This window comes from Pantoea sp. SGAir0180, from assembly GCF_043546245.1.
The window spans coordinates 69781-96761 of the sequence record NZ_CP028071.1; the positions used below are offsets into that span (position 1 = coordinate 69781).

The following is a 26981-nucleotide window of genomic DNA, read 5'->3' on the forward strand; positions in this document are numbered from 1 at the left end:
GGGCTTTCAGCTTTTGCGTTTGGCTAGCGCAGAAGCTGCAACATCAGTTGGGGCATCTGATTTGCCTGGGCCAGCATGGCGGTACCGGCCTGCTGTAAAATCTGCGCCTGTGACATCGCCGATACCTCCGCAGCGTAGTCTACGTCCTCTATCCTGCTACGGGCAGAGGTAAGGTTTGTGACCATATTGTTCAGGTTGGCGATAACCGACTGAAAGCGGTTCTCATAGGCACCCAGCATACTACGCTGACTATCAACGGATTTAATCGCCCGATCGAGATCGGCCAAAGGCGTACCGTCTGTCGCGGTTCCACTTGCTCCGCCGGTAACATCCCCTTTTAAAACGTCAAAGCCTTCTGCCGCAACCGTACGGGCCACGCCATTTACGGTATCTCCTGAGGTCATTTGCCGGATATTAAGTGTTGAGCCGGTGGTACCCGCTTTCAGAAGGTTATAGCTGTCGCTGGCATCCAGATCGATCGTGATCGTTTCGCCGTCTTCCGCACCGACCTGAAAGCGATACGCAGCCGAGCCCGATCCGGTATTCAGCATACTAATGCCGTTAAAATTCGTTTGTGCGGTAATACGGTTAATCTCCTCCATTCGCTGATTCACTTCTGTCTGAATAGAGTCGATATCCGCAGCGGAGTTGCTGCCATTTTGCGCCTGCACCGTCAGGTCACGTATGCGTTGCAGATTGTCGTTAATCGTGGAGAGCGCCCCTTCAGCGGTTTGTGATAGCGAAATCGCATCATTGGCATTCCTGCCCGCTACCGTCATGCCGTCGATGTTTGAGGTCAAACGATTAGCAATCGCCATTCCCGCCGCATCATCTTTCGCACTGTTAATGCGCAAACCTGAAGACAGGCGCTCAATGGCGGTCGATAAAGCATTTTGAGAGTTATACAGATCGTTTTGAACGATCAACGACACGATATTGGTATTGATAACCGACATGATACGCTCCCTGGTTAAGTCGCTTAACGTTCTGAAAACCGTGAAATGACGTTCAATGGTGATAGCCGGGATCACGCGACAGGTGTGGCAGAAAACAGTATTACCTGCACAACGACGTTTTCACAAAAGCGGAGCGGCTTCGGTGTGTTGCAAAATTTTACCTGTTATAACAAGGTAAGGTGAGGTGATTAGAATTTTAAGTTTTTGATTTAAAAGACAAAATACAGGGGCGGATTAAGGTGTCAGCGTTCAGCGCAAAAAATTTGATTTAACAGAGCGGAAAGACCGGGGGATTTCGGTCAGGGACGGGTTTTTTTGCCCGGCGCCGCGCACTGCCCAGAAAGGCGTTGCGTAATTATTATGCGTTTTGTCATACATTTTAAGGACGTTTAACATTTTGCGTGGGCGCTAACCGTAAAAAAGCCCCTCCCGGAGGAGAGGCCTGCCCGAGGCGTGCATCGGGTCCGATGCGCCCGTATTAGCCGTTAAACGTATCCGGGTCAGGACCTAAACGCTTACCGGTATCAAGCTGGGCAATCTCACTCATTTCTGCCTTATCCAGGCGGAAATCGAACACATTGAAGTTTTCTTCGATGCGTGCCGGCGTGACGGATTTCGGGATAACCACCAGCCCGCTGTCCAGATGCCAGCGGATAACGATTTGCGCCGGCGTCTTACCGTATTTTTTGGCCAGAGACTTGATGATTTCCTGATCGAATACGCCTTCGCCGCCCTGAGCCAGGGGGCTCCAGGACTCGGTCTGAATCTGGTGCATGGCGTTCCAGGCATGCAGCGTGCGCTGTTGCAGCATCGGATGCAGCTCGATCTGGTTGATCACCGGGGTTACACCGGTTTCTTCCAGCAGACGTTTCAGGTGCGGCTGGTTGAAGTTACAGACGCCGATGCTTTTGACCAGGCCTTGTTGCTGCATCGCAATCATGTTCTTCCAGGCGTCAACGTACTGATCTTTCTCCGGGCACGGCCAGTGCATCAGATACAGATCTACCTGCTCCAGCTTCAGTTTTTGCAGACTGGTTTCCAGTGCCTGCTGGACATTTTGCTGGTCAGCATTCCACAGTTTAGTGGTGATAAAAATATCCTCAAGCGCGACATCGGTTTCCTGTAACGCCTGACCAATCGCTTCTTCATTTTTGTACGCGGCGGCGGTATCAATTGAACGATAGCCAACGTCCAGCGCTTTCAGCACGGCGTTGCGCGCATCTTCCATGCTGGCTTGCCACACGCCAAGTCCGAGCTGTGGCATCATGTTACCGTCGTGCAGTTTGATAATAGGTTGGTCTGCCATATCCTGCTCCTTACATTTGCAGTAAACCAGTGAGTCTTCGCTGTGCTTAAGTCTAGCTAACAATTTTCAGGCTGCCTGCGAACAGGCGAGGATAACCCTGCCTGATCCTGTAAACTTCTTGCCTGATTCTCCATTTTGCTGGCGATTTAACCAGGCGCGCGGCAAACTGCGCTTTTTATTTTCAGGAGTGATGATGCCCCACGACTTACTGTGTCAGCGGCTGGCTCAACAGGTGGTCACGCTGATGACGAACGGACGCGAACAGCTGTGTCCGGTGGAAAATGTCTCACTGATTTATGCGGGGCAGCACCGACCGCGTGAGCCCATCATGTATCAGCCCGGCATTGTCATTTTGTTTCAAGGCAGCAAAACCGGTTATCTGGGCAGTACGGTTTTTCAATACGACGCCACAAAATACCTGATGCTCACCGTGCCGCTCCCGGTCGAATGTGAAACCTGGGCGTCACCCGAGCAGCCTCTGGCCGGGATGTGCCTGCGCGTGGATACGGCCAGCCTGCAGGATTTGCTCATGGACATCGGTGATGACGAAGGGTTTCAGCCTCAGCCGTTGACCTCGGGCATTCACTCTGCCTTTCTCACGGAGCCAATGCTGTGTGCGGCAGAACGCCTGCTGGATGTGATGACCCAGCCTCGTGATGCAAGGGTGCTGGGGCCACAGATTGTGCGGGAAATTCTTTACTATGTGCTGACCGGCCCGATTGGGGGGGCACTGCTGTCACTGGTGAGTCGTCAGACGCAGTTCAGCCAGATTGCCCGGGCACTGCGCCGTATAGAGAATCACTATGCCGACAACCTCAGCGTGGACACGCTGGCGGCAGAGGTGAATATGAGTGTCTCAGCGTTTCATCATAATTTCAAAGCGGTGACGCAGACGTCGCCGCTGCAGTATCTCAAGCGGTATCGCCTGCATCAGGCGCGTTTACTGATGCTGCAGGACGGCCTGAAAGCCAGCGTCGCGGCGGTGCGCGTCGGTTATGAGAGTCCGTCGCAGTTTTCGCGGGAGTTTAAGCGCTACTTTGGCGTGACGCCGGGTGAGGAAGTGAATCGGGTGCGTCAGACGGTGGCCGAACCGCCCGCCTGACGCACGCGTGATCAGGCTCTTTGACGACGTTTTTTCCAGATAACCACGATGCTGCCAACCAGCCCGACGACCAGCAGCACCATCGGTAATACCATCAGGACAGCCATCACCTGATCTTCGTGCCGTTTGATAAACGGCACCTGGCTGATGCCGTAACCCAGCGTCACCACAATGCCCACCCACAGCAGACCGCTCAGCCAGTTAAACAGCTGAAAACGGCTGTTCTTCAGGCCGGAAATGCCCGCCATTGTTGGCAAAATGGTACGAATAAAGGCCAGAAAACGTCCCACCAGCAGCGCCATCAGGCCATGACGATTAAACATATTCCATGCGCGTTGGTGATATTGTGCCGGAAGCTGCATCAGCCAGCTCTTAACCAGTCGGGTATTACCCAGCCAGCGGCCTTGCAGGTAACTGAGCCAGCAGCCCAGACTGGCGGCGGTGGTCAGGATCAAAAGCGTGGGGAAAAAATCCATCACGCCTTTGGCTACCATCGCGCCAGCCAGCAGCAGCAGACTGTCGCCGGGCAGAAAAGAGGCGGGCAGTAAACCATTTTCCAGGAATAGCGTCATAAACATCACGCTGTAGACGATCCATACCACTTCCGGATTGGCCAGCGCGGCGAAGTCTTGATGCCAAAGCGCGTGCACAATCTCATGTAAAACACCCATTAGCTATCCCATTACGTCACAATCATGCTGAATTATAGTGTTCAGATCGGCCTGACCTCTTGGTTGTCGCCTGCCCCAGAGTGGGCGACAACCTTAACCTGCGGGGGTTCTTCTGCTCGCTGAACACTTTTATATTAAGAGAATTTTAACATCTATCTGGCTGTGGCCTGTCGATATATCACACGGGTCTGTATCTGGTTTATATCAGGTTTACTCTTTTAGCGCGTCAGGCGTGTAAAACCCGCTTCAAGATCAACCAGTAAATCATCCACATGTTCCAGACCGATGTGCAGCCGTACCAGCGTACCGCTGAAATCAACGCCGCCCGCCGGGCGAATAGCCGCCAGCTCTTCGGGTTGACTGGCTAAAATCAGCGACTCATAACCGCCCCATGAGTACGCCATGCTAAAGTGCTGAAAAAGATCAAGATACATCGCTAACTGCTCGCGGCTCAGTTTTTCCTTCAGCACAAACGAAAATAATCCGCTGCTGCCGCTGAAGTCGCGTTGCCAGAAGGCGTGACCGGGGCATGCGGGCAGCGCCGGATGATTCACTCTGGCGACCTCCGGGCGGGCGGCCAGCCATTCTGCGACCTGAAGTGCACTTTCTTCATGCTGCCGCAGACGTACGCCCAGCGTACGTAATCCCCGGCTGGCCATGTAGGCGGTATCGGCATCCACCATCTGCCCCATCAGGTAGCTGTTCTCGCGCAGTTGCTCCCAGCAGCGGGCATTGGCGACGGCGGTCCCAATCATGGCATCGCTGTGACCAATCAGGTATTTGGTGCCAGCCTGAATCGAAATATCCACGCCCAGCGCAAGAGGACGAAACAGCACGCCCGCCGCCCAGGTGTTGTCAATCATAATAATCGCGTCCGGTGCTTTTGCGCGCACCGCCGCCACAATGGCGGGGACGTCCTGCACTTCCATCGTGATGGAGGCGGGCGACTCCAGGAACACCACGCGCGTGTTGGGCTGAATCAGGGTGGCGATCGCATCGCCGATGCCGTGATCAAACCAGGTGGTGGAGACCTGAAGTTTAGCAAGGATTTTGGTGCAGAAATCCTGGGTTGGTTCATACACCGCGCCGCTCATCAGCACATGATCGCCTGCTTCAACAAACGCCAGAATAGCGTTAGAGACCGCTGCGGCGCCGCAAGGATACAGCACACAGCCCGCGCCGCCTTCCAGCTCTGTCATGGCGTCCTGCAAGGCAAAGTGGGTCAGCGTGCCACGACGACCATAAAACAGTTCGCCCTTTGCCCGCCCTGCGGTCGCGCGTTTTTTTTCCGCAACGGTATCGAAAACCAGCGACGAGGCTCGCTGAATGACCGCATTCACCGAACCCTGGGTGTAACGTTTATCGCGTCCTGCGCTGACGAGTGTGGTATCAATTTTTTTTGTGGTCATGAACTCCCTGCCTTGCCGCTTGCACCTGAGCCTTCACGTTAGCACGAATTCGGCGATGACGTTGAGGGGCAACACAGATTATTCGCGCAGCAACAGGGAGATTTCCCGTGCGGCCTCCTGCAGTAGCGGCAAATGGTGTTGACGCAGCGTATCCGCAGAAACCTGTCCGGCATGGACGCCGACGTTCAGAGCGGCCACGATGCGTCCGTCCGCGCCACAAAGCGGCACGGCAAGCGAACGCAGACCGATTTCCAGTTCCTGATCGTTAATGGCGTAACCCTGCTGCCGGACGCGGGTCAGTTCTTCACGCAGTGCGCTGCTGCTGACCAGCGTGTGGCTGGTATAACGCAGCTGGGTCAGCCGCGCCAGATAGTCGTTCAATGGCTCAGCGGCAAGCCCACTCAGCAGCACTCTGCCCATGGAGGTGGTACTGGCGGGCAGACGACTGCCGATATGCAGGTCGATCGTCATGATGCGCGACGCGGACGCGCGGGCGATATAGAGAATGTCATCCCCGTCCAGCACCGCCATTGAGCAGGACTCGTTCAGCGTCTGGCTCAGCTGGCGTAAAACCGGCTGTGAGGCGCTGGCGAGCGGCGTGGCGCCCAGCCAGTTATGACCCAGAGTGAGCACGCGCGGACGCAGTTCAAAGTTTTTACCATCTTCGGCGTAGACAAAACCCAGCTTACTCAGGGTGTACAGACAGCGCCGCACGGCTGCGCGCGGAATACCGGTGCGCTGACTGATTTGCGACACGGACATCACGCGTCGCTGTGGGGTAAATGCCTGCAAGACCTCCAGCCCACGCGCCAGTGAAGCCATAAAGTTCGGATCCCCTTTCCAGGGATCGCTGCTGCCGCGCAGCGTCTGATCGTCATCCGTCATGCTTTTCTCCCGAGATTAACAGGATCGTCCTGCAACTGTGCGAACGATCACAATGTGCCATTTGGTTTTGCCAGTGACCGATAATCGCACACTATTTCGATAATCGGTATTGTTTGCGCTCACAGAGCGATCTACTTTTTGGCTATTCACTACCAACCGGCTGATGCCGGGCTAAAGGAACAGCTAATGATCAATAAAAGTGTGGCAACACTGGCAGAGGCCGTGGCGGTCATCCCGGACGGGGCCAGCATCATGATTGGCGGATTTGGACCTGCCGGTCAGCCGCTGGAACTGATCGATGCGTTGATCGAAAGCGGCGCTCGCGGGCTGACGGTGATCAGCAATAACGCTGGCAACGGTGACAGCGGCCTGGCCGCGCTGCTTAAGGCAGGCCGCGTTGACAAAATGATTTGTTCATTTCCGCGCCAGGTTGACTCCTGGGTGTTCGATGAGCGCTATCGTCGTGGAGAGATTGAACTGGAGCTGGTGCCGCAGGGCAACCTTGCCGCCAGGATGCAGGCCGCAGGCAGCGGTTTAGGCGGCATTTTCACCCCCACCGCCTTTGGCACGCCGCTGGCGGAAGGCAAGGAAACGCGGGAAATCGATGGCCGCCATTACGTGTTCGAAAAACCGCTCAAAGCCGATTTCGCGCTTATCAAAGCCCATCAGGGCGACCGCTGGGGCAACCTGGTGTACCGCAAAGCGGCGCGGAATTTTGGCCCCGTGATGGCGATGGCCGCCACCACGACCATTGCCCAGGTAGCAGAGCTGGTGCCGCTGGGCCAGCTCGATCCTGAAAACGTCGTCACGCCGGGCATTTTTGTCCAGCGCCTGGTGTGCGTTCCCCATCCCGTTACCCTGACCGTTTCAGCCTGAGGAGTCGGCAATGCAAAAACTCACCCGTGACCAACTGGCACAGCGCGTGGCGCGCGATATTCCGGAAGGGGCTTACGTTAACCTGGGGATTGGCCTGCCGACCCGCATTGCGAACTACCTGCCTGCAGACAAAGAAATCTTTCTGCACAGCGAAAACGGACTGCTCGGCATGGGGCCAGCGCCTGCGCCGGAAGACGCCGATCCGGAGCTGATCAATGCCGGAAAAGAGCTGGTAACCCTGCTGCCGGGCGGCTGCTTTTTCCATCATGGCGACTCCTTTGCCATGATGCGTGGCGGGCATCTGGATATCTGCGTCATGGGCGCGTACCAGGTATCCGTCAGCGGCGATCTGGCGAACTGGAGTACCGGTGCGCAGGATGCAATTCCTGCTGTCGGCGGCGCCATGGATCTCGCCATTGGCGCGCGCAAGGTTTACGTGATGATGGACTACCTGACGAAAAAAGGGGAATGCAAGCTGGTGAAGCAGTGCAGCTATCCGCTCACCGGGCTGGGGTGCGTCAGCCGGATCTATACGGATATGGCCGTGATTGATATTACGCCGGATGGTCCGCTGGTGGTCGAGTGCTGCCCCGGACTGAGTTTCGAGGCGCTCCAGGCGGTCACGCCGGTGCGTTTACTGCAACTTGAACTGGCGACCACCGCCTGAGGAACCGCGAATGCAACAGGCTTTTATTTGTGATGCGCTCCGCACGCCATTTGGCCGTTATGGCGGCGCGCTCGCGGGAATTCGGGCAGACGATTTGGCGGCTTTACCGCTGGCGGCGCTGCTTGCCCGTCAGCCTGCTTCTGTCGCGCAGGCGATCGATGATGTGATCTATGGCTGCGCCAATCAGGCAGGCGAAGACAATCGTAACGTGGCGCGTATGGCCCTGTTACTGGCCGGGCTGCCGTCCAGCGTGCCTGGCACGACGATCAATCGTCTTTGCGGTTCGGGGCTGGATGCCATCGGCATGGCGGCCAGGGCAATAAAATGCGGCGAAGCCGAGGTCATGATCGCAGGCGGCGTAGAGAGTATGTCGCGCGCGCCCTTCGTGACCGGAAAAGCAGAAAGCGCGTTTAGTCGCAGCCTGAAAATGGAAGACACCACTATGGGATGGCGTTTCATCAACCCGCAGATGCGCGCCCGCTTTGGCGTTGAAACCATGCCGGAAACGGCGGAAAACGTGGCACGCGATTTTGCCATCAGCCGCGCCGATCAGGATGCCTTTGCGCTACGCAGCCAGCTTCGTACCGCGCGTGCGCAGGAGATGGGCCTGTTCAGTGACGAGCTGATGACCGTCACTCTCCCACAGCGCAAAGGGGAAGCCATCACTGTTGCCTGCGATGAGCATCCGCGCAGTACCTCCCTGGCGGCGCTGGCGGGATTAAAAGGCGTCGTGACGCCGGACGGCAGCGTGACGGCAGGCAACGCCTCGGGCATCAATGACGGGGCCTGCGCCTTATTACTCGCCAGTGAAAACGCGGTTGCCGCCCACGGCCTCACGCCGCTGGTGCGTGTGGTCGCGATGGCTGCCTGCGGCGTTGAACCGCGTATCATGGGTTATGGTCCCGTACCTGCGGTACGCAAAGTGCTGGCCCAGAGTGGCCTGACGCTGGCACAAATGGACGTAATCGAATTAAATGAAGCGTTTGCTGCCCAGGCGCTGGCTGTGACGCGGGCGCTCGGGCTGGCCGACGATGCCGCGCAGGTGAACCCTAACGGCGGCGCAATAGCGCTGGGCCATCCGCTCGGCGCATCCGGTGGAAGGCTGGCCATGACCGCGGCCTATCACCTGCGGCGCACCGGAGGACGTTACGCACTCTGCACCATGTGCGTCGGTGTCGGGCAGGGAATCGCACTTATTCTGGAACGGGTATAATCAATGTCTCTTTACCGCGCCATGTTTATGGCTTCTCCTCTCAGTGAGGGCTTCAGCGATACGGCACTGCTGCAGGGGATGCTGGATTTTGAAGCTGGCCTGGCACAGGCACTTGCCAGTGCGGGGCTGATGGACCGCGAATCTGCGCAGATCATTCAGGACTGCTGCCGTGCCGACGCGATCGATGCCGCTGCGCTGACCCAGGCCGCAGGGCTGGCCGGCAACCTGGCGATTCCCCTCGTCAAACAATTGACCGCTTTGGTGGCTGCCCGATCGCCCGAGGCGGCGCGCTATGTCCACTGGGGCGCAACCAGCCAGGACGCAATCGACAGCGGACTGATGCTGCAACTGCGCGCGGCGCTCAGCGGTACGGCTACGCTGCTGGATCGGCTGATTGCCGTGCTGAGCGCGCAGTGCGAACGGCACAGCAAAACGCTGATGGTCGGACGCACGTGGTTGCAACATGCCTTGCCCGTTACCCTTGGGCTAAAGCTGGCAGGCACGCTGGACGCCCTGGTACGCGATCGACAACGCCTCAGGGCGATGCAGCCGCGGGTACTGGCGTTGCAGTTTGGCGGGGCGGCAGGCACGCTGGCCTCGCTGGGCGATAAAGGCGAGCAGGTCGAGCAGGCACTGTCCGAGGCGCTGAATTTGCCGCGTAGCGCCACGCCCTGGCATGCTCAGCGCGACAGGCTTACCGAGCTGGCAGGCTGGTATGCCGGCCTGACCGGGACGCTGGGCAAGCTGGCGCGGGATATGTCGCTGCTGATGCAGAGCGAGGTAGGGGAGATCAGCGAACCTCAGGCGGCAGGGCGGGGCGGCTCCTCAACCATGCCGCATAAACGTAACCCGGTATTGTGCGCCGCCATTCTCAGCGCGGCCAATCGGGTACCGGCGCTGATGTCCGGTCTGTATGCCGGGATGGTGCAGGAACACGAGCGTGCGCTGGGTGGCTGGCAGGCCGAGTGGCAGAGCCTGCCTCAGCTGATCGTACTGAGCGGCGCGGCTCTGGCCCACAGCACGGAACTGATCGACGGGCTGGAGGTGCATGAAGATGCCATGCAACGTAACCTTGGCCTGACGCAGGGATTAATTATGGCGGAAGCGGTCACGCTGGCGCTGGCGAACGAGATGGGACGCCAGCAGGCGCACCATCATATTGAGCAGTGCTGCCGCCGGGCGCTGGACACACAGCAGAGTTTGTTGTCCGTACTGAGCGCGGATGAAACGGTCAGAACGCGCCTGAGTCATTCAACGCTGGAGGCGCTGCTCGACCCGGCCAATGCCACGGGCAGTGCGGCGCGCTTTATTCAACAGGTTTTAGCGGCGGCGAGGGAATCATGACACTTCATTACATCCTTGAGGGGCCAGACGATGCTCCGGTGGTGTTATTCAGCAACTCCTTAGGAACGACGGCAGACATGTGGCAGCCCCAGCGCGATGCGCTGATCGGTCATTATCGCATTCTGCGTTACGATGTCCCGGGGCACGGTGCCTCGGCACCGAACGGACAAACCCGTTCGCTGGAACAGCTGGGGATGGCGGTGCTGTCGCTGCTGGATAAGCTGGCTATCGACAGGGTGCATTTTTGCGGCATTTCGATGGGCGGGCTGACCGGACTCTGGCTGGCCCGTTTCTATCCTCATCGCCTGATCACGCTCACGGTCGCCAACAGCGCTGCGAAGATCGGTGAGTCTGCGGCCTGGCAGCAGCGCGCAGCGCAGGTGCGTCAGTACGGTATGGCGGTGATTGCTGACGGGGCCGCCGCACGCTGGTTTACGCCGGCGTTCTGCGAACGGGCACCCGCCACCGTGCAGGCGTTGCTCACGCAACTGCGTGCCTGTGATGCAGAAAGTTATGCGGACTGCTGCGATGCGCTGGCTGCCGCAGATTTACGTCACGAACTGGCGGCCATTCATCTTCCTGTGCTGGTCATTGCGGGGCGGGACGATGCCGTGACGACGGTGGCCGACGCAGAAGCCATGGTGGCGCACATCCACGGCGCGCAGCTGGTGGTGTTGCCTGCGTCGCATCTCTCCAGTGTGGAGGTGTGGCTGGCGTTTAATCGTGCCCTGCAGCCGTTTATTGACGCGCAACTGACGCAGCAGCAGCGTTATCAGCAGGGAATGACGCTGCGCCGCGCGGTACTCGGTGACGCGCATGTGGAGCGCACTTTGGAGAATCTGTCCCCTCTGAACGACGAATTTCAACACTTCATCAGTCGTTACGCCTGGGGAGAGATCTGGACCCGGCCCGGATTGTCGCGCCACACGCGCAGCCTGATCACCATCGGTATGCTGATTGCGCTTAACCGTGAAGCCGAACTGAAAATGCATCTGCGGGCCGCATTCAATAACGGGGTCAGTCGGGATGAGATCAAAGAGGTACTGATGCATGCCGCGCTGTATTGTGGCCTGCCTGCGGCGAACGCGGCGTTCCACCTGGCGCAAAGCATTTTCGACGAGCGGGATAGTGCCCGTTAAATCGCGGCGTCAGACCGGGACATCCAGCACCCGCTGACGCAATGCCGCCACCAGATGTTGTTGTTCAGGGGGCGGTGTATGCTGCTGACGGGTCAGGATGCCCACCGCTTCGGCCATGCCCTGGTTCGGCAGCGGCAGAGCCCGAAGCTGATTACTCGTTAAGTCGTCGCGCACCGCGCCGTAGGGCACCAGCCAGACGTAACCGTGGTTTTGCGTCAGCCGCCGCGCCAGCGTCGTTGACAGGGTTTCTACCGCGCCTTCGGGCAGGGTCAGCCCATGGCTGGTCATCAGCGATTCCGCATTTTGACGCGGTACGGTGCCGCGTGGCGAAAGGATCAACGGCCAACTGAGCGCTTCTGCCAGGGTCACGCCCGCATGCAGCAAGGGGTGGTGCGGGGCCACGACCAGACGCAGTGTTTCCAGATACAACAGTTCAAAGTTCAGACCGTCCATCAGAACCGGTTCCGCCATCCGTCCGATTCCCAGCGTCATTTGCCCCGACTTTATCGCCATCAGCAGCGCGTCGTTCGAAAGCGTAGTGACCTGTATACGCCAGCCCGGATAGTGCTGCTGCAGGCTGGCCAGCACCGGCGCAACCACGCTGCCGATGGCGGTCGGCAAGGCACCGATATGCAGAGGCGCGAGATGTGGCGCGCTGTCCGGACGCATGACCTGATCGACCAGCGTAAGTGCATCCAGGATGCGAATGGCGTCATGCAGAAAGCGCGTCCCGCTGGCGGTCAGCGCTGTTCCCTGGCGGCTGCGCACCAGCAGTTGTTCACCGGTCAGGTATTCCAGTTCGCTGAGGGTTTTCGATAAGGCGGGCTGAGTAATACCCAGTTGGCGGGCGGCACGGCCCAGCGTCCCTTGCTGCGCGGTGGCAACAAAAGCGTGAAGATGACGCAGGCGCACGCGCTGACTGAACCGGGAAACACTATCCATGGCTCATGGTAAGAATTTGCCGCCGCAGCGGCAAGGACAATGTAGCGAGATTGTTAAGCGTCAGACATCAAAAAATACGGTTTCGTTTTCGCCCTGCAGAACGATATCGAAACGGTAAACCGTTTCGCTGCCGCGTTGTTCACGGTGTGCCAGCAGGGTGTTGCGCCGCTTCTCCCACTCAATCAGATTCAGCACCGGATCCCGGGCATTTGCCGCCTGTTCATCGGCAAAATAGAGGCGGGTGTTCAGGCCGATATTGATACCTCGTGCCACAATCCATAAGTTGAGGTGCGGCGCCATGGGACGTCCGTCGCGGCCGGTCACGCTGCCGGGCTTGATGGTTTCAAAACGCCAGATGCCGCTGTCAAAATCGGAGCAGGTGCGCCCCCAGCCGCGAAACGCCGGATCCAGCGGCTTGTCGTGCTGCTGGTCAGCGGGATGCTGGTAGCGCCCGGCGGCATTGGCCTGCCACACTTCAATCAGCACATCGCGCACCGGCGTGCCAGAACCATCGTAAACACAGCCTTCAACGGTAATGCGCTCACCGCGCGTTTCCGGCTGCGTGAGCACCTCGCTGAAATTATGTTCAAAGATATCAAAGCCTGCGGCATGCGGTGCCAGGCCAATGTGCACGTAAGGGCCGGCAGTTTGTGAGGCCGTTTCAGGCAGATAGTTTTTCATGATGCGGCTCCCTGAGTGCGGTTTTCGAACCAGGTTGCGCGGTGACCCCGCAATACCAGATCAAAGCGATAGGCCAGACAGTCCAGGGGAATCGCCGAATGCGTATCCAGCTCTGCAATCAGGGTGCGGACGGCTTCTTCGCTGCCTACCGACTGCAGGATAGGACAGCGTCCTACCAGCGGATCGCCCTCAAAATACATCTGCGTAATCAAGCGCTGAGCAAAGGCTTCGCCAGAAAGGGAAAAATGAATATGGGCTGGACGCCAGTCGCTGACCTGGTTACGCCAGGGATAGGGGCCGGGCTTAATGGTCCGAAAGCAGTAGTAGCCATTGTCGTCGGTCAGCATGCGACCACAGCCGCCAAAATTCGGATCGATGGGGGCCAGATACTGATCTTTTTTATGACGATAGCGACCGCCAGCATTGGCCTGCCATACCTCAACCAGGGCATTCCGCACCGGCTGACCAAACGCATCGCGCACGTAGCCATGCACAATGATGCGCTCGCCAATCGGCAGGCCGTCCTTCGCATAATTAAGAATCAGATCGCTGTCCCGGGGGCCCAGCTCCTGACGGGTGAACACCGGTGCGGTGATTTCCGATAAGGAATTTTGCAGCGAAATCAGCGCATTGCGCGGCGAGCGCAGTATGCTGGTTTTGTACAACGGCGCAAGCGCCGGCGGGTGATGGCGGTAATCACGGTGTACCAGTTCACGGGCGGGCCAGTCATTTTTCATCCAGGCATCCTTATTGTTTTGTTTTTCGCGTACAGAGGAACGAGTGTAGGAAGCGTAACTTGTAAAAGAAAAGTGAAAAAACGTAGCTTTGCTCATAACCAAAAATCATGACCTGTCACATTGACGAAATGTTCCATCTGGTTCATAACAATTGCCAATCTCCGTTAGCAGAACGCCTCGCTGCTGACTGGCTGCTTTAAGGTCACCCTGTGACCGTTTATCAGGAGGCAATAATGAAACGTTCTGTCGCAACGGTCTCGGTATCGGGCACGCTGCCGGAAAAGCTGCGCGCAATCGCGGCCGCCGGCTTTGATGGTGTCGAAATTTTCGATAACGATTTAGTCTATTATCCCGGCTCACCCGTGGAGATTCGCCAGTTGTGCGAAGAGCTGGGGCTGGAAATTTTGCTGTTCCAGCCCTTCCGTGACTTCGAAGGCGGCCCGCGTGACAGGCTGGCACAAAATCTGGCCCGTGCGGCGCGCAAGTTTGAGGTGATGACGCAACTGGGCTGCCAGCGGATGCTGGTATGCAGTAATGTGTCACCCGACTGCAGCGATGATTTCAACACCCAGGTCAGCGATCTGCGTGCGCTGGCGGAGCTGGCCGCGCAGTACGGTATTACCCTCGGTTATGAGGCGCTGGCCTGGGGCCGACATGTCAGCCTGTGGCGTGATGCCTGGGCCCGCGTGGAAGCGGTGGACCATCCCTCCTTTGGCATTGTGCTCGACAGTTTTCATATTTTGTCTCGCGGCGACAGCCTTGACGGTCTGGACATCGTGCCGCCCGAAAAAATAGTGTTCGTGCAACTGGCAGATGCGCCGCTGCTGAAAATGGACGTGCTTTCCTGGAGCCGTCACTTCCGCTGCTTCCCCGGCCAGGGGGAACTGAATCTGACGCAGTTTATGACGCAGCTGTCAGCACATGGCTATCGCGATGCCTGGTCGCTGGAGATTTTTAACGACGGATTCCGCGCTTCACCGGTAGTGCCGACGGCGCAGGACGGCTACCGATCGCTGTTGTGGCTGGAGGAGCAAACCCGCGACTGGCTGGTCAGACAACCGCTGCTGCCCAGCGCGCTGGCTTCACTGGCGGGAGAAGAATTATTTCACTCAGCGCCTCAGCCGCCGCTGCTGGCACTGGAGTTTATTGAATTTGCCGTCAGCCATAACGATGCGCTGGCGTTAGGGCAGTGGCTCACGCAGCTTGGCCTGGTGCACGCGGGCGAGCACCGTTCGAAACAGGTTTCGCTTTATCGCAACGGCAAGGTCAACGTCATTCTGAATGCGCAGCCCGACAGCCAGGCCAGCGGTTACTACCATCAGCATGGTATTTCCCTCTGTGCAGTGGCCTGGCGCGTACGCGGCGTGGAGAACCTGATTCAGCGGGCGCAGGATTATGGCTACGCTATCTGGCAGGGCGAAACCGGCCCGAATGAACGTCAGATACCGGCTTTATGCGCGCCGGATGGCAGCCTGATTTATCTGGTGGAAGACGAGCCCGCCGGTCAGGACGGTTACCACAGTGATTTCAATTTAACGCATCGCAGTGCGCCTCAGCCTGCGATGCAGACCCTGGATCATCTGGCGATCGCGTTGCCGGATGAAACGCGCGACAACTGGATTATGTTCCTGCGCAGCGTACCGGGCTTTGTTCAGGATACCGAATGGGAACTGCCTGATCCGCTTGGGCTGGTGCGCAGCCGCGTTTTACGCAGCCCGAATGATGCTATCCGTCTGCCGTTGAATATGTCGGTCAGCCGGGAAACGCAGATCGCCCGTGCGTTGACGACCTACCAGGGGGCGGGATTACAGCACGTGGCGTTTGGTTGCGACGATTTGTTCAGCGCAGTAAAAGCCGCCCGCGAACGCGGCCTGAAAACTTTGCGCATCCCCGCTAACTATTATCAGGATCTGCTGGCGCGCTTTGACCTCGACCCGGATTTTCTGGCGCAGTTACAGCGCTTTGACGTGATGTATGATCGCGATGAACAGGGCGGAGAGCTGCTTCACGTCTATACGGAACCCTATGAAAAAGGGCGCTTTTTCTTTGAACTACTGGAGCGGCGGCGTCGCTATCACGGCTTCGGTGCGGCAAACGCGCCGGTACGGCTGACCGCCATGCGGTAATACACAGGGGCCAGGCTGACTGGCCCCGTTACCCCAATCCCGCGTTTTCTCTCTTTCCCTTTGCTGGCATCACGCCGATCACGCTCACAATCCTCACCGGACAGTCCAGACAGACTTTCCAGAAAATTCCTTATTTTTAACAAGCCATTAACGCATTTCAGCTGCCCGCACGGGCGCAGGTTGCGCGATAAACGCACAAAATTTCGATTATCGCCATTTCTTGCCCTGCAGCGCCTGCATATAGTAACTGCACATTACTTATTTCACCGGAGAGTCACCGTGGCGGAAAGCAAAGCAATTGATGTTCGGGCGTTAATCGACAGCCGCCCGCTGGGAATGTGGCAAAAGATTGTGGTGCTGTTCGGCTTCTGCATCATCGCGCTTGATGGGTTCGATATCGCCATCATGGGGTTTATTGCCCCTGAATTAAAAGCAGACTGGGGGATCACGAATCGCGAACTGGGGCTGATTATCAGCGCGGCGCTGGTGGGACTGGCGCTGGGGGCGATGCTCTCGGGTCCGCTGTCCGATAAGCTGGGCCGAAAAGTGGTCATCATTAACAGCGTGTTCTTTTTTGGCGCGTGGACGCTGATCACCGCCTTCTCGCAAAATATGGAACAGATGGTCCTGTTTCGCTTTCTCACCGGCCTGGGTTTAGGCGCGGCGATGCCGAATGTGGGGACGCTGGTGGCAGAGTTTGCCCCGGCCAGACGGCGCGCCTTTCTTATCACCGTCGTTTTTTGTGGCTTTACTTTTGGCGCGGCACTGGGCGGTTTCGCCGCCTCCTGGCTGATGCCGCACTTTGGCTGGCATGCTGTGCTGTTGCTGGGCGGCATCCTGCCGATCCTGTTTGTGCCGTTACTGCTTTGGGCGCTGCCGGAGTCGGTCTGCTTTCTGGTGGTCAGGCGCGCGGCCAGCCAAAAAATTCACCGTATCCTGGCGAAACTGGCCCCGGATCTGGATCTGCAACAGTGTACGCTGGCGTTGCCCCCGGTCAGTCGGGCTCACGCGCAACCTGTTAAAGTCGTCCTCAATGACACCTACCGCTTCGGCAGCCTGATGCTGTGGGGCGCCTATTTCACCGCACTGTTTCTGTTTTACACCCTGGGCAGTTGGCTGCCGATGCTGATTAAAGACAACGGTTTTAGCGTGGTTCAGGCAGCGGTTATTACGGCCCTGTTCCAGGCTGGCGGCACATGCGGTTCTCTGTTTTCCGGCTGGCTGATGGATCGTATTGAATCGCATCGTGCCTTATCGCTGATTTACGGTGCGGGTGGACTGTTTACTGTTTGTATGGGGCTGTCGATGACGCATCCGGTGTTGCTTGGCGGCTGCGCACTGATGATAGGCTTTTGCATTGGTGGCGCGAACACCGGAATGAATGCCCTGTCGGCCAGCTTTTATCCCACCGAGGCGCGGGCAACCGGTTCCAGCTGGATGCACGGCGTCGGGCGCGTTGGCGCAATCCTGAGTGCGCTGGCGGGCGCGGAAATGCTGGCGCTGGGATGGGGCGTTACCACGATTTTCGCGGTATTAGCGATTCCGGCCTTGCTGACGGTGGCAATGATTGCGGCGAAAGGACGCTATCAGCAGCGCCAGCGCGCGGACAGCGGCACCGTCTCCCGCTGGGGCGTCAGCCCGGGGGATATCCATTAACCTGCCCAGCCGCCGTCAATGCAGACAGGGCAGTAAGCCCGCGTCCATGTCCCGTTGCGGCACAAACAGATTTTGCTGTGCCGCGTTGTCTGCCTGACTCAGGCAGGGCGGCAGCGGTTGCGCAGGGCGCTGACGCAGTAAGGTATCAGGCTGGAACAGGGGGGAGGTTGACGTACTTACCGGTGTTGGCGCTTCCCCGCTGTCTGCACGGAATGGCGGCCGGACGGACTTTTTACCGGCGTGATGCGCATAGTGAAAACGCTTCAGTTTGCCCGGCGGTGCCGCATTGCGTGAAGCATGAATAAAGCGAATGAGCGCGACCGTGCGGAGCTGACGACTGAAACACTTCACCATACCGGATGAGGGCTTGCCCGATTCATAGCAGCGCCTGAAGAAGTGTAACGTAATCAAGGTGTTCGTCGCGGCATAGCACGCCCCTGAACAGGGTGAAACCATGCCCGATCCCGGCAACAGCAGTGAGATAAGCAGGAAGACGCGCGACAGCCAGAGAGAGGCTGGGCGTCCCGGCATTTGTGGCGAGTCCTCAGCGCCTGGTAAAGATACCAAAGAGGACCGGCGCGCGCCGGCACTCAGTGACGCATCTTCCGCATGGGCCCGGACGGATTGCCGATCAGCGTGGCGATTGCAGGCAGCGATCCTGTTATGTGAAGCACAGCGGCCCTGCTGCTTTATTCGACGAAAAAACGTCATCAGGCTGGCGATAAAGAGGTTACTCATCGGCTGTTTTCATTATGTTTGCGCAACGGCCACTTACAACAGGCAAACCCTGACTGGCGGCCTCAATGTTTTACGTGCTGGCTTATCTGACAATGAAAATTCAGATTGATGCTGGACCGGATAAAATTATTTTTCTCGCGCCATTATGACGCCCGATGGCTTATTAAACGCCACAAAACACTTTCCCTGCGTCTGCGGTTAGCGTGCTCAGCAGGGCGGGCTGCGGATCAACTCACTCTCCATGCGCATCAGCCATCGACCAGGCAGTTTCTGACCGCCCTCATCGCTACGTTGCATACTGTCCGGATACAGGCAACACGGTGCAACAGATACGGCTACGCGTTATCCCTTCTTCCAGCGATGTCCAGCTATTTGATTGTAAATACTAATGAGAACCACTATCAATTCGATTGATTTTTGCTATCATTTGCCCTTATTCCGCATCCTGTATATGAAGTTGGAGAAGCAGCGTGGTAGCCAGTGATTTAATGCAAGCGGACCTTTCCGTGTGGGGCATGTATCAGCATGCCGATATTGTGGTGAAGGTTGTCATGATCGGTCTGTTACTGGCCTCAGTCGTGACCTGGGCCATTTTCTTCGGGAAGTACGCTGAGCTGAGCGCCGCCAGACGTCGCCTGAAGCGTGAACAGCTGGCATTAGGCGAAGCCCGCAGTCTCAATGATGCCGCGCGCGCGGCCCAGAGCTTCCATGCGGCCAGCCACAGCGCGGTGCTGTTACATGATGCGCAAAACGAGCTGGACCTGTCCGCAGGCGTGGAAGAAACCGGCGGCATTAAAGAACGCACTGCGTTTCGTCTTGAGCGTCGGGTTGCGGCATTCTGCCGTCATGCGGGGCGCGGGAATGGCTTCCTGGCCACGATTGGCTCGGTGGCGCCCTTCGTCGGCCTGTTTGGTACCGTCTGGGGCATCATGAACAGCTTTATCGGTATTGCCAAAACCCAGACGACTAACCTGGCGGTCGTGGCACCGGGTATCGCCGAAGCGCTGCTGGCGACGGCCATTGGTTTAGTCGCGGCGATTCCGGCGGTTGTGATTTATAACGTGTTTGCCCGTATGATCGCTAATTACAAAGCCTCCTTAGGCGACGTTGCCGCGCAGGTCATGCTGCTGCAAAGTCGCGATATCGACCTGGGAAACCTGGCTCAGCCTGAGGTCAGCCGTCCTGCCGCCGCGCAAAAACTGCGTCTGGGGTAAGCGTTATGGCAATGCGATTTAACGACAGCTCAGAAACCGATGGTGAAATGCATGAAATCAACGTCACGCCGTTTATCGACGTGATGCTGGTACTGCTGATTATCTTTATGGTGGCTGCGCCCCTGGCAACGGTGGATGTGCGTGTGAATCTGCCCGCGTCCACCAGTGCGCCGCAACCGCGTCCGGAAAAACCGGTCTATCTCTCGATTAAAGCCGATAAGCAGCTTTACGTAGGTAACGATCAGGTGAACAAGGACGCGCTTATCAACGTGTTGATGCAGCAGACGCAAGGCAACAAAGATACCACCATTTTCTTCCAGGCCGACAAATCGGTCGATTATGAAACCCTGATGAGCGTGATGGATGAACTGCGCACGGCGGGTTATCTCAAGATCGGCCTGATGGGGATGGAGACGGTAAAAAAATAACGCGTCGTTGATGTGCGCAGGCTAAACCCGTCCTGCACAGCCTTGCATTGAGTGCGTTTCGCCTGTTTCTCCTTCATCCGTTTATCCCTTGTTTTGTAAGACAGCGCGTTCAGCCCGACGCGCTTTTTTTATGCCTGAATTTTTGCCACATCTTGTCTGGCAAATCCTGCGCCGAGCAGGCAGTTATGCTACTGTAACCCTTCTGTTAATTTCTTGTTACTTAAACCAGAGAGTTTGTAAAGTGCAATGGTGATGGAGGTCACATTAATCTCACCTCTGGCAGGCTAAAAGGGATAAAAAACCAAGGAAGCAGTTATGAGCCAAAGTGAAACTTTACAAAAGCCGCCAAAAGGTGCGGCCAGAACCATTTTCAATGTTACCAGCGGTAATTTCCTTGAAATGTACGATTTTATGGTGTTTGGCTACTACGCCACGGCCATTTCCAAAACCTTTTTCCCCGGAGACGATCCCTTCTCCTCGTTAATGCTGACACTGATGACCTTCGGTGCCGGCTTTCTGATGCGTCCTCTGGGGGCGATTATTCTGGGAGCGTACATTGACCATCATGGCCGTCGTAAAGGACTGCTGTTAACGCTTGGGCTGATGGCGTTAGGCACGCTGACTATCGCACTGGTCCCGGGTTATGCCACCCTGGGTGCCGCCGCACCGATACTCATTTTACTTGGTCGCTTATTGCAGGGTTTTTCTGCCGGGGTAGAACTGGGCGGCGTTTCGGTTTATCTGGCCGAAGTGGCACCGAAAGGGCGTAAAGGGTTCTTTGTCAGCTGGCAGTCCGGTAGCCAGCAAATCGCGGTGATCTTCGCGGCTCTGCTGGGGCTGGGGCTGAATCATCTGCTCTCACATGATGAGGTGACCGAATGGGGCTGGCGTATTCCGTTTGTCGTGGGCTGCCTGATCGTCCCTTTCCTGTTCTATATTCGTCGCATGCTGGAAGAGACCGAAGCCTTTAGTCAGCGTAAACACCATCCATCAATGACCGACATTATGCGTTCCGTCGCCAGCAATTGGGCACTGGTGCTGGCCGGTATGCTGATGGTGGTGACCACCACGGTGATGTTTTACATGATCACCGCGTTCACGCCAACCTTCGGCAAGACCGTATTAATGATGAGTGACAAACAGGCCTTTATGGTGACGCTGTTTGTGGGGATTTCCAACCTGTTCTGGCTCCCGGTGATGGGCGCGCTGTCTGACCGCGTAGGTCGTCGTCCGCTGCTGCTGACGTTTACGGTATTGATGATTGCCACCGCCTGGCCTGTGCTGCACTGGATGGTTGGCGCGCCGAGCTTCGGCCACCTGCTGGCGGCGGAGCTCTGGCTCTCCTTCCTGTACGCCAGCTACAACGGCGCGATGGTGGTTTATCTGGCAGAAATTATGCCCGCTGAGGTGCGTGCCGCCGGTTTCTCGCTGGCTTACAGCCTGGCCACGGCGCTGTTCGGTGGCTTCACGCCCGCCGTTTCCAGCTATCTGATCCACGCCAGCGGCGATAAGGCGATGCCCGGCGCGTGGCTGACCTTTGCGGCCATTTGTGGATTAATCGGGACATTACTGATTGGCCGCATGGTGAAACAGTATCGCGCCCGCCATAGCGGAACCCCCGTCAGCGCGCCGCTCTAAAACGCGATATCCACCACGACGCTGTCGGTATAATTCCCTGCAGGCGGCGTATTTTGGGTGGTGAGGACACGCGCAGTGTAGTTGTAGCTGCGCGTCAGCCCATCGGTACTGACGGTATCCGCCGCTGAGCTGCTTACCCGTTCCGTGCCACTCGGTCCCCAGCGATTACTGGTCGTTCCTTTATAAATCTCGTAACTCAGTCGGTTCGTCCCACTCGCCATATTACGTACGCTGCTTACCGCGTTATTGCCGTTGCTTAACCCCACCGTATAGGTGCTGCCTTTACTGCACAGGACATTGATGGTTTGTGACACGCTGCCAAAACTGGCGACCAGCGGTGCGCTGCCAAAGCTGATATTGGGCGCGGTGATGGCGGTACAGTCGTTGCTGAGCACCACGGTAACAGTAATGGGAATGACGCCGCTGCCGGTTTGCGGTGTGAGACACAGGCCAACAGCCGAAACGCTGGTACAGATGTTGTAGGTGACCGTCATGTTCAGCGTCACCGTGTAGGTCCCGGCGGCCACGGTTTGCCCGGTGAGGGTGCGCAAATAGACCGGAATGGCAAAGTTGAGACTACCCAGCAATCCCGCCAGGTTGATTAAGGTGGCGGAGTTGTAGACAAACGCAGGTCCGCCAATGGTGAGCTCACTGGCACAGGCGCTGTCGGTACATAACCGCACCGGAATGTTGTCGCTGCCGGTATCGCCGCTCCGTTTGAGGATGCCGCGCGTCCCATTGGCGTTGCTGGCGCTGGTCAGCTGAAAGGTGATCTGGTTATTGCTCAGCAGCGACAGCGCGCTGCCGGCCCCGCAGTTGACGTCAGCATTGGTCGAGGTGCTACTGACCGTGGTGTTAGCCACAAAGGTGGTCACACTGCCAAAGCTGGCGCTGGAGGCGGGCAGGGCACAGGCGGCGTAACTCAGCGAGGGTAACAGCAGCAGGCAAAGCAGCAACATTAGCGTTTTCATGGGGTGATTCCGGCAGTGGCGTTATCGGGATTAGGCACGGATGCGCCTCTGGGGAGCGGCGGCAACGGGCAGGTAAGCGGGCCATACGTTTTGAGTGCCTGCGGCTGACCGCCAGGCAACGTCAGGATCGTTTCGCAGGCGCGACCATCAGGGGCGATCACGCGGATGGGATTGGTGGCACCCAGTTCTTCCATCCAGACAATACCGTCCCAACCCACATAGCCCGTAGCCCGTCCCGGCCGAATCACCTGGCTGGACACGGGCAGCGGCTTATCCTGACCGTCATGCAGTATCACGCTGGCGGCGCGCAACCGCTCGACCGGGAAGTTCAGCAAAAACCCACTTTGCCGTTTAACGGCAAAGCGCTGCTCGACGTTGGGCACCGTCATATCGGCGGGCAGATCGAGCGTATCGATGTCGTATTTAGCGGGATAGTAGCTGCTGATCGACGGCACCAGCAGATAGCCCTGGCGGTCGGTGCGTCCCATCGACTGATTTTCATAGCGCACATTCACGTCAGGGTAATGGGTTTTCACCACCACAAACGCATCGTTAATGGTGTTAGCGGCAAACACCTGGCTGTCCATTAACACCACCGAGCCGGACACATCGGCCCACTGGGTGAGGTTGTCGTCATCGCCGTAGAAGCCGGCAGAGGTATCGATCTTGTTATTGCGGTAACGCAGACTGCCCTGGCGATAGTCGCCACTGTTGCCGCCCTGGTTCGCCCAGGAGGCATCCCAGGCGAATCCGCCATCGCTGGGCATGGCGCGGGATAAATACGCCCGCTGGCTTTGTTGACCCTGTTGATCGCGTTCGACGCTCAGGGAAGCATTACTGTTTTCACCAAACGGAATCACCAGCGAGACTGCGCCGCTCCATTCTCCCTGCTCTCTGTCGCGGCTGGCGGAGACATACAGGCTGGCATTGCCCCACAAATTTTTACTCCAGGAGAGGTTCCACAGGCGGGTACGCTGGTTATCGCCGCTGGCAATGTCGATCCAGGCCGCGCCCAGACTGCCATAGCGATTGAGCGACACGCTGGCGGTGTACTGCGCCGTGCGCCGTGCCAGGCTGTAGCGGTTATCTGCATAGAGGGCGTTGCTCTGGTTACTCACCAACGCCAGGTTGCCAAAGCCCGCGCTGCGCACCGTATGCTGAGTACCCAGGCTGAAACGGCTGGTGTTGTATTGATAACCCCAGCTGTACTGATTGCCCGACTCGCTGTCCAGGTGGCTCTGTGCGGCGGCTCCGTTGATCACGCCCCAACTGTCGACTTTAAACAGGGCACCTGCGCCGCCCATGGCCAAATCGCGGCTCCCTTCACCATGGCTTTCCAGTGTGAGCCAGTCTGTCAGGCCATAGCGCCACGAGCCGCTCATCGCGGCCGCACCGTAATCGGCGTTTTTGATGCCGTAATTTTGCCGAAGCGCACCGGCTGAAAAGGCGTAGTCAGACAGGCCTGGCTTGAGCAAGTTACTGGACACATAGAACGGCAGCGTCGTGACGACCTGACGACCCACCGCATCCGTTGTTGTAATCACGGCGTCACCGGCACCGTTAACGAAAGGCACGTTAGTGAGCGACCAGGGGCCAGGCTGGACATTTGCCTGAGTAGAGCGGTAGCCATTGACAAACAGATCCACCGTTGACGGCACCGCCGCCTGGCCAAAAAAGGCAGGCAAGGGATAGGTGATCAGATCCGGCCGCACGCTAAAGTCGCGGGCAATCTGGATGCCGCCAAGCCGCACGCTGCTGCTCCATGACAGCGCATCGGTAGTCAGGTCCCCCACCCGCCAGCTCAGGATGGCGTTTTCATCTTCATTGCTCCACCAGGTGTCGTAGCGAATGTAGCCGTCATTCTGGTAGCGATTCTGTCCTTCCATCTGCTGCTGTAAAACGCCATTGCTGGAGAAGTGCCCGGCGGGACCAAACACGCGCAGCTCATTAAAGGCGGCCAGACGCGTGCCTGCCACATCGGTGCGCGTGGCATAGAGATCGTAATTGAACAGCGCCCCGGTACTCACGCGTCCGGGGAAGCGCGACCCGTTCCTTTCCTCACCAATGGTCTGTTCAGGCAGCCAGCCTGGCGGCACGGTCAGCAACAGGCGCTGACGGCGATCGTCGTACTCCACGTTGACCCCGGCGAGCTGATTCACATCGACCTGCTGTTGCCCCTGAATCTTCTCCGCCGGTATTCCCGCGCGTTGTAAGTCGCCTGCCCGCACCAGGAAGTGGCCGTTTTGTTGCTCCACGGGCACAATATCGCCACGTGACAGCTGATTCACCACCAACTCCAGCATATAGCGCTGGCCCGTGGCCCCGTTGTCAACGGGCGGCGGCGGGGGAAGCGACGTAAACGTTTCTGCCCACACAAACGTGGGCACCAGACAACACAGACTCGCAATGGCGAGCGCAACGGGATGCGGGGAATACGGCTTCATTGCGATTTACTGCGCCGCGGCGCTGCGCCACTGTCCGGTGTTGGTCTCTGCGCGCAGTTCACCGCTGACGGCGGATCTGAGCGGAAAGCGCTGTGTGCTGTTCGCCAGCACATAACCATAGAGGCCGTTGCCGAGCCGCTGGCCACCAATGGTGACATTGCTGAGTCGGGCATGGCCGTTACCGCGATTCGTCAGTTCCAGGTAGCGCTTACCGCCCGCATTCACCTGACGCCAGCTCAGGGCGGGTTTTGCATTGTCGCGCACCAGACCGTTGCCATAGACAAAGAGCGGCACCGAATAGCGCATCTGAAAATTGAGTCCGGCCTGATTATCGCCAACGGCACGTGGCGTGGGGATTTCATCCAGCACAACGCGATAGGCCATCTCCTGTCCTGCGGCAGGCGGGATCTGTTTAATCAGACGGACCAGTTGCTTTTGCCCCGGTTCAATGCGCACTAACGGGGGACTGGCAACAATCTGCTGCTGGGTCTGATACTGCTCCTGATTGTTCGTTTGCTGCCAGGCAAAAATGCGCACCTGCATCAGCGTGGTCGTATTGCCTCGGTTTTCCAGCCACAGTTCACTGGCCTTATCCTCCGGATCGATGGCCGGATCGATGGGCCAAATCATTACGGAATTTGCACCCTGAGCCTGAGGCAACACCAGAAAAGCGAACAGAAAAAACAGGGCACGCAGGGATGGCATGGTAAAGCTCCTTTTTCATCACCAGGTCAGCGTGACGCTGAGGGTGTCAGAATAAACCCCGGCGCTTGTCGGACCGGGTAATTGCAGCAAGCCGTAAATAGGTAACGTAATGTTGTTCGCGTTGCTGTAACTCAATGGCACGGCTGTGTTCACCGGAATCGGCGTGGTGTGTGCAGCATTGCTGTAGAGGTAATAAGGAATCGTGTTGGTATTGTTCGCCAGCTTCAGGTTACGGGCCGTGGTGTAATTGCTGCCGCCGTTGATGGTCATACTCAGCGTCGTACCCGGCGTGCAGGCCAGGTTAATCGTGGAACTTTGTACATAGCTGGCGCTGACGCTGCTACTGGCCAGCCCCGACTGGGTGCCAAAATTGAGCGTGCCGAAGATCCCCGTATTGGTGCCGGAAATCACGCAACCTGCCACGATTGACGCTGAAACCTGGAATGTTGTGGAGCTGGTCGTAATGCTCCACCCATTCATACACACGATCAGCAGCAACCCGCCAGCGGTGAACGAAACAGGTGACCGTCTTACCGTCATCTGCATCTACGCCAACACAGGCACTTAATAGTTCACGGCAACGTTAATCGTGTCGGTATAAGTCCCGGCCGGGATCACCGGATTAAATCCGCCGCCTACCACACGTCCATAGATCGCGTAATTGGTGCCGAGGGTCGGATCGGTCGTCCCGCTGGGCGCAATATTCGTGTTGTTGGCGATGGCGGTCGTAAAGGACGCATCGCTGTAGAGGGTATAAGCGATGCCTTGAGTATTATCGGCGCCCAGCACCAGATAGCGTGGCGCAGAAGAAACGGTACCGTAGACGGTTCCCGGTGCTGCGTTACTGCTGGTCACCTGAACGTTAAACGTTTGGCCGGTCGTACAGCGCACATAGATGCCGTTACCCGCCGCGCCGACCAGCGTAGCGTTCAACGTACCAAAGGTGGCTGCGCTGCTACCGAAGTTCAACGAACCGAAGTTGACGCCAGAGGTGGCCGACTGGCCGTTCACCAGACATCCCGTGGTTAATGTTAGCGTAGCGTTAATTGCACCCGTGGTAGTGGCAGCAAACGTCGCGGACGGCAGGGTGGTAGCAACACCGGCAGCTAACAGAAAAAGCTTGAATTTCATAA

At 57.7% G+C, this 26981-nt stretch carries 25 protein-coding genes and 1 pseudogene; 12 read left to right on the forward strand and 14 right to left on the reverse strand.

Going from position 1 to position 26981, the window contains the following annotated elements:
* Positions 1-23: 23 nt before the first annotated feature.
* Both C1N58_RS00410 and dkgA read right to left on the reverse strand, forming a co-directional pair.
* Entirely contained in the window at positions 24-956 is a 933-nt protein-coding gene (locus C1N58_RS00410) for a flagellin N-terminal helical domain-containing protein (RefSeq protein WP_033739799.1), read from the reverse strand.
* Between the two features lie 478 nt (positions 957-1434).
* Complete coding sequence (gene dkgA / locus C1N58_RS00415; protein WP_394564488.1) at positions 1435-2262, reverse strand: 2,5-didehydrogluconate reductase DkgA; 828 nt, start codon at positions 2260-2262, stop codon at positions 1435-1437.
* A 193-nt stretch (positions 2263-2455) separates the two neighbouring features.
* Between dkgA and C1N58_RS00420 the strand changes: the two genes are divergently transcribed.
* Positions 2456-3364, forward strand: coding sequence for an AraC family transcriptional regulator (locus C1N58_RS00420; protein WP_033739797.1), 909 nt, complete (start codon positions 2456-2458; stop codon positions 3362-3364).
* A gap of 11 nt (positions 3365-3375) precedes the next feature.
* Here the strand turns inward: C1N58_RS00420 and C1N58_RS00425 are convergent, their stop codons facing one another.
* From C1N58_RS00425 to C1N58_RS00435, 3 genes are all read right to left on the reverse strand, one after another.
* Positions 3376-4035 (reverse strand): DedA family protein, encoded by a 660-nt coding sequence (locus tag C1N58_RS00425; protein ID WP_006118175.1) that lies wholly within the window; start codon positions 4033-4035, stop codon positions 3376-3378.
* Between the two features lie 218 nt (positions 4036-4253).
* The gene (metC, locus tag C1N58_RS00430) at positions 4254-5444 is read right to left on the reverse strand and encodes a cystathionine beta-lyase (protein ID WP_394564489.1); all 1191 of its coding nucleotides are present in this window, start codon (positions 5442-5444) and stop codon (positions 4254-4256) included.
* A 78-nt stretch (positions 5445-5522) separates the two neighbouring features.
* On the reverse strand, positions 5523-6329 hold the full coding sequence (locus C1N58_RS00435; protein WP_110268406.1) for an IclR family transcriptional regulator domain-containing protein: 807 nt from the start codon (positions 6327-6329) through the stop codon (positions 5523-5525).
* 186 nt (positions 6330-6515) lie between these two features.
* On the opposite strand from C1N58_RS00435, the gene C1N58_RS00440 reads away from it, so the two are divergent.
* The 6 genes and pseudogenes from C1N58_RS00440 (at position 6516) to pcaC (ending at position 11568) form a co-directional block, all read left to right on the forward strand.
* A complete protein-coding gene (locus tag C1N58_RS00440) occupies positions 6516-7205 on the forward strand; it encodes a 3-oxoacid CoA-transferase subunit A (RefSeq protein WP_054633141.1) in 690 nt (229 codons plus the stop codon).
* Positions 7206-7215: 10 nt separating this feature from the next.
* The gene (locus C1N58_RS00445; RefSeq protein WP_394564490.1) at positions 7216-7872 is read left to right on the forward strand and encodes a 3-oxoacid CoA-transferase subunit B; all 657 of its coding nucleotides are present in this window, start codon (positions 7216-7218) and stop codon (positions 7870-7872) included.
* A 10-nt stretch (positions 7873-7882) separates the two neighbouring features.
* Positions 7883-9085 carry a 3-oxoadipyl-CoA thiolase gene (gene pcaF / locus C1N58_RS00450; RefSeq protein ID WP_033739787.1) on the forward strand — a complete coding sequence of 401 codons (1203 nt, stop codon included), beginning with the start codon at positions 7883-7885 and terminating at the stop codon, positions 9083-9085.
* 3 nt (positions 9086-9088) lie between these two features.
* Positions 9089-10429: a 3-carboxy-cis,cis-muconate cycloisomerase gene (locus C1N58_RS00455; RefSeq protein ID WP_162285892.1), complete on the forward strand. Its 1341-nt coding sequence runs from the start codon at positions 9089-9091 to the stop codon at positions 10427-10429.
* Positions 10426-11181: pseudogene (gene pcaD / locus C1N58_RS00460) on the forward strand (3-oxoadipate enol-lactonase); the annotation flags it as partial. The gene C1N58_RS00455 and the pseudogene pcaD, both read left to right, overlap by 4 nt.
* A complete protein-coding gene (gene pcaC / locus C1N58_RS00465; RefSeq protein ID WP_394550780.1) occupies positions 11182-11568 on the forward strand; it encodes a 4-carboxymuconolactone decarboxylase in 387 nt (128 codons plus the stop codon).
* A 9-nt stretch (positions 11569-11577) separates the two neighbouring features.
* Here the strand turns inward: pcaC and C1N58_RS00470 are convergent, their stop codons facing one another.
* From C1N58_RS00470 to pcaH, 3 genes are read right to left on the reverse strand one after another with little or no spacing between them, the layout of a single operon-like run.
* Positions 11578-12510, reverse strand: a complete 933-nt coding sequence (locus tag C1N58_RS00470) for a LysR substrate-binding domain-containing protein (RefSeq protein WP_033739783.1) — start codon at positions 12508-12510, stop codon at positions 11578-11580.
* 60 nt (positions 12511-12570) lie between these two features.
* Positions 12571-13191 carry a protocatechuate 3,4-dioxygenase subunit alpha gene (gene pcaG, locus C1N58_RS00475; protein WP_033739781.1) on the reverse strand — a complete coding sequence of 207 codons (621 nt, stop codon included), beginning with the start codon at positions 13189-13191 and terminating at the stop codon, positions 12571-12573.
* Entirely contained in the window at positions 13188-13928 is a 741-nt protein-coding gene (pcaH, locus tag C1N58_RS00480; protein ID WP_033739780.1) for a protocatechuate 3,4-dioxygenase subunit beta, read from the reverse strand. Before pcaH ends, pcaG begins: the two co-directional genes overlap by 4 nt.
* Before the next feature lie 233 nt (positions 13929-14161).
* Here pcaH and C1N58_RS00485 point away from each other — a divergent pair, with 233 nt between their 5' ends.
* Positions 14162-16054 carry a bifunctional sugar phosphate isomerase/epimerase/4-hydroxyphenylpyruvate dioxygenase family protein gene (locus tag C1N58_RS00485; RefSeq protein ID WP_162285896.1) on the forward strand — a complete coding sequence of 631 codons (1893 nt, stop codon included), beginning with the start codon at positions 14162-14164 and terminating at the stop codon, positions 16052-16054.
* 279 nt (positions 16055-16333) lie between these two features.
* Positions 16334-17710 (forward strand): MFS transporter, encoded by a 1377-nt coding sequence (locus tag C1N58_RS00490; RefSeq protein ID WP_394564491.1) that lies wholly within the window; start codon positions 16334-16336, stop codon positions 17708-17710.
* A gap of 15 nt (positions 17711-17725) precedes the next feature.
* Here C1N58_RS00490 and C1N58_RS00495 read toward each other — a convergent pair whose 3' ends face one another.
* Positions 17726-18241, reverse strand: a complete 516-nt coding sequence (locus C1N58_RS00495) for a hypothetical protein (protein WP_226375065.1) — start codon at positions 18239-18241, stop codon at positions 17726-17728.
* Between the two features lie 695 nt (positions 18242-18936).
* Here C1N58_RS00495 and exbB point away from each other — a divergent pair.
* From exbB to C1N58_RS00510, 3 genes are all read left to right on the forward strand, one after another.
* Positions 18937-19662, forward strand: coding sequence for a tol-pal system-associated acyl-CoA thioesterase (gene exbB / locus C1N58_RS00500; RefSeq protein ID WP_199227862.1), 726 nt, complete (start codon positions 18937-18939; stop codon positions 19660-19662).
* A 5-nt stretch (positions 19663-19667) separates the two neighbouring features.
* Complete coding sequence (gene exbD / locus C1N58_RS00505; protein WP_006118163.1) at positions 19668-20090, forward strand: TonB system transport protein ExbD; 423 nt, start codon at positions 19668-19670, stop codon at positions 20088-20090.
* A gap of 315 nt (positions 20091-20405) precedes the next feature.
* Positions 20406-21728, forward strand: a complete 1323-nt coding sequence (locus C1N58_RS00510; RefSeq protein ID WP_006118162.1) for an MFS transporter — start codon at positions 20406-20408, stop codon at positions 21726-21728.
* On the opposite strand, the gene C1N58_RS00515 is transcribed toward C1N58_RS00510, so the two are convergent.
* The 5 genes from C1N58_RS00515 to C1N58_RS00535 are packed head-to-tail and all read right to left on the reverse strand — an operon-like array spanning position 21725 to position 26979.
* Entirely contained in the window at positions 21725-22699 is a 975-nt protein-coding gene (locus tag C1N58_RS00515) for a Csu type fimbrial protein (protein ID WP_058702267.1), read from the reverse strand. The genes C1N58_RS00510 and C1N58_RS00515 overlap by 4 nt on opposite strands.
* Positions 22696-25143 carry a fimbria/pilus outer membrane usher protein gene (locus C1N58_RS00520; RefSeq protein WP_394564492.1) on the reverse strand — a complete coding sequence of 816 codons (2448 nt, stop codon included), beginning with the start codon at positions 25141-25143 and terminating at the stop codon, positions 22696-22698. The genes C1N58_RS00515 and C1N58_RS00520 overlap by 4 nt, the downstream gene beginning before the upstream one ends.
* A gap of 6 nt (positions 25144-25149) precedes the next feature.
* Positions 25150-25848 carry a fimbrial biogenesis chaperone gene (locus C1N58_RS00525; RefSeq protein ID WP_006118160.1) on the reverse strand — a complete coding sequence of 233 codons (699 nt, stop codon included), beginning with the start codon at positions 25846-25848 and terminating at the stop codon, positions 25150-25152.
* An 18-nt stretch (positions 25849-25866) separates the two neighbouring features.
* Positions 25867-26388, reverse strand: a complete 522-nt coding sequence (locus tag C1N58_RS00530) for a Csu type fimbrial protein (RefSeq protein WP_006118159.1) — start codon at positions 26386-26388, stop codon at positions 25867-25869.
* A gap of 24 nt (positions 26389-26412) precedes the next feature.
* Positions 26413-26979, reverse strand: coding sequence for a spore coat protein U domain-containing protein (locus C1N58_RS00535; RefSeq protein ID WP_006118158.1), 567 nt, complete (start codon positions 26977-26979; stop codon positions 26413-26415).
* Positions 26980-26981 lie beyond the last annotated feature (2 nt).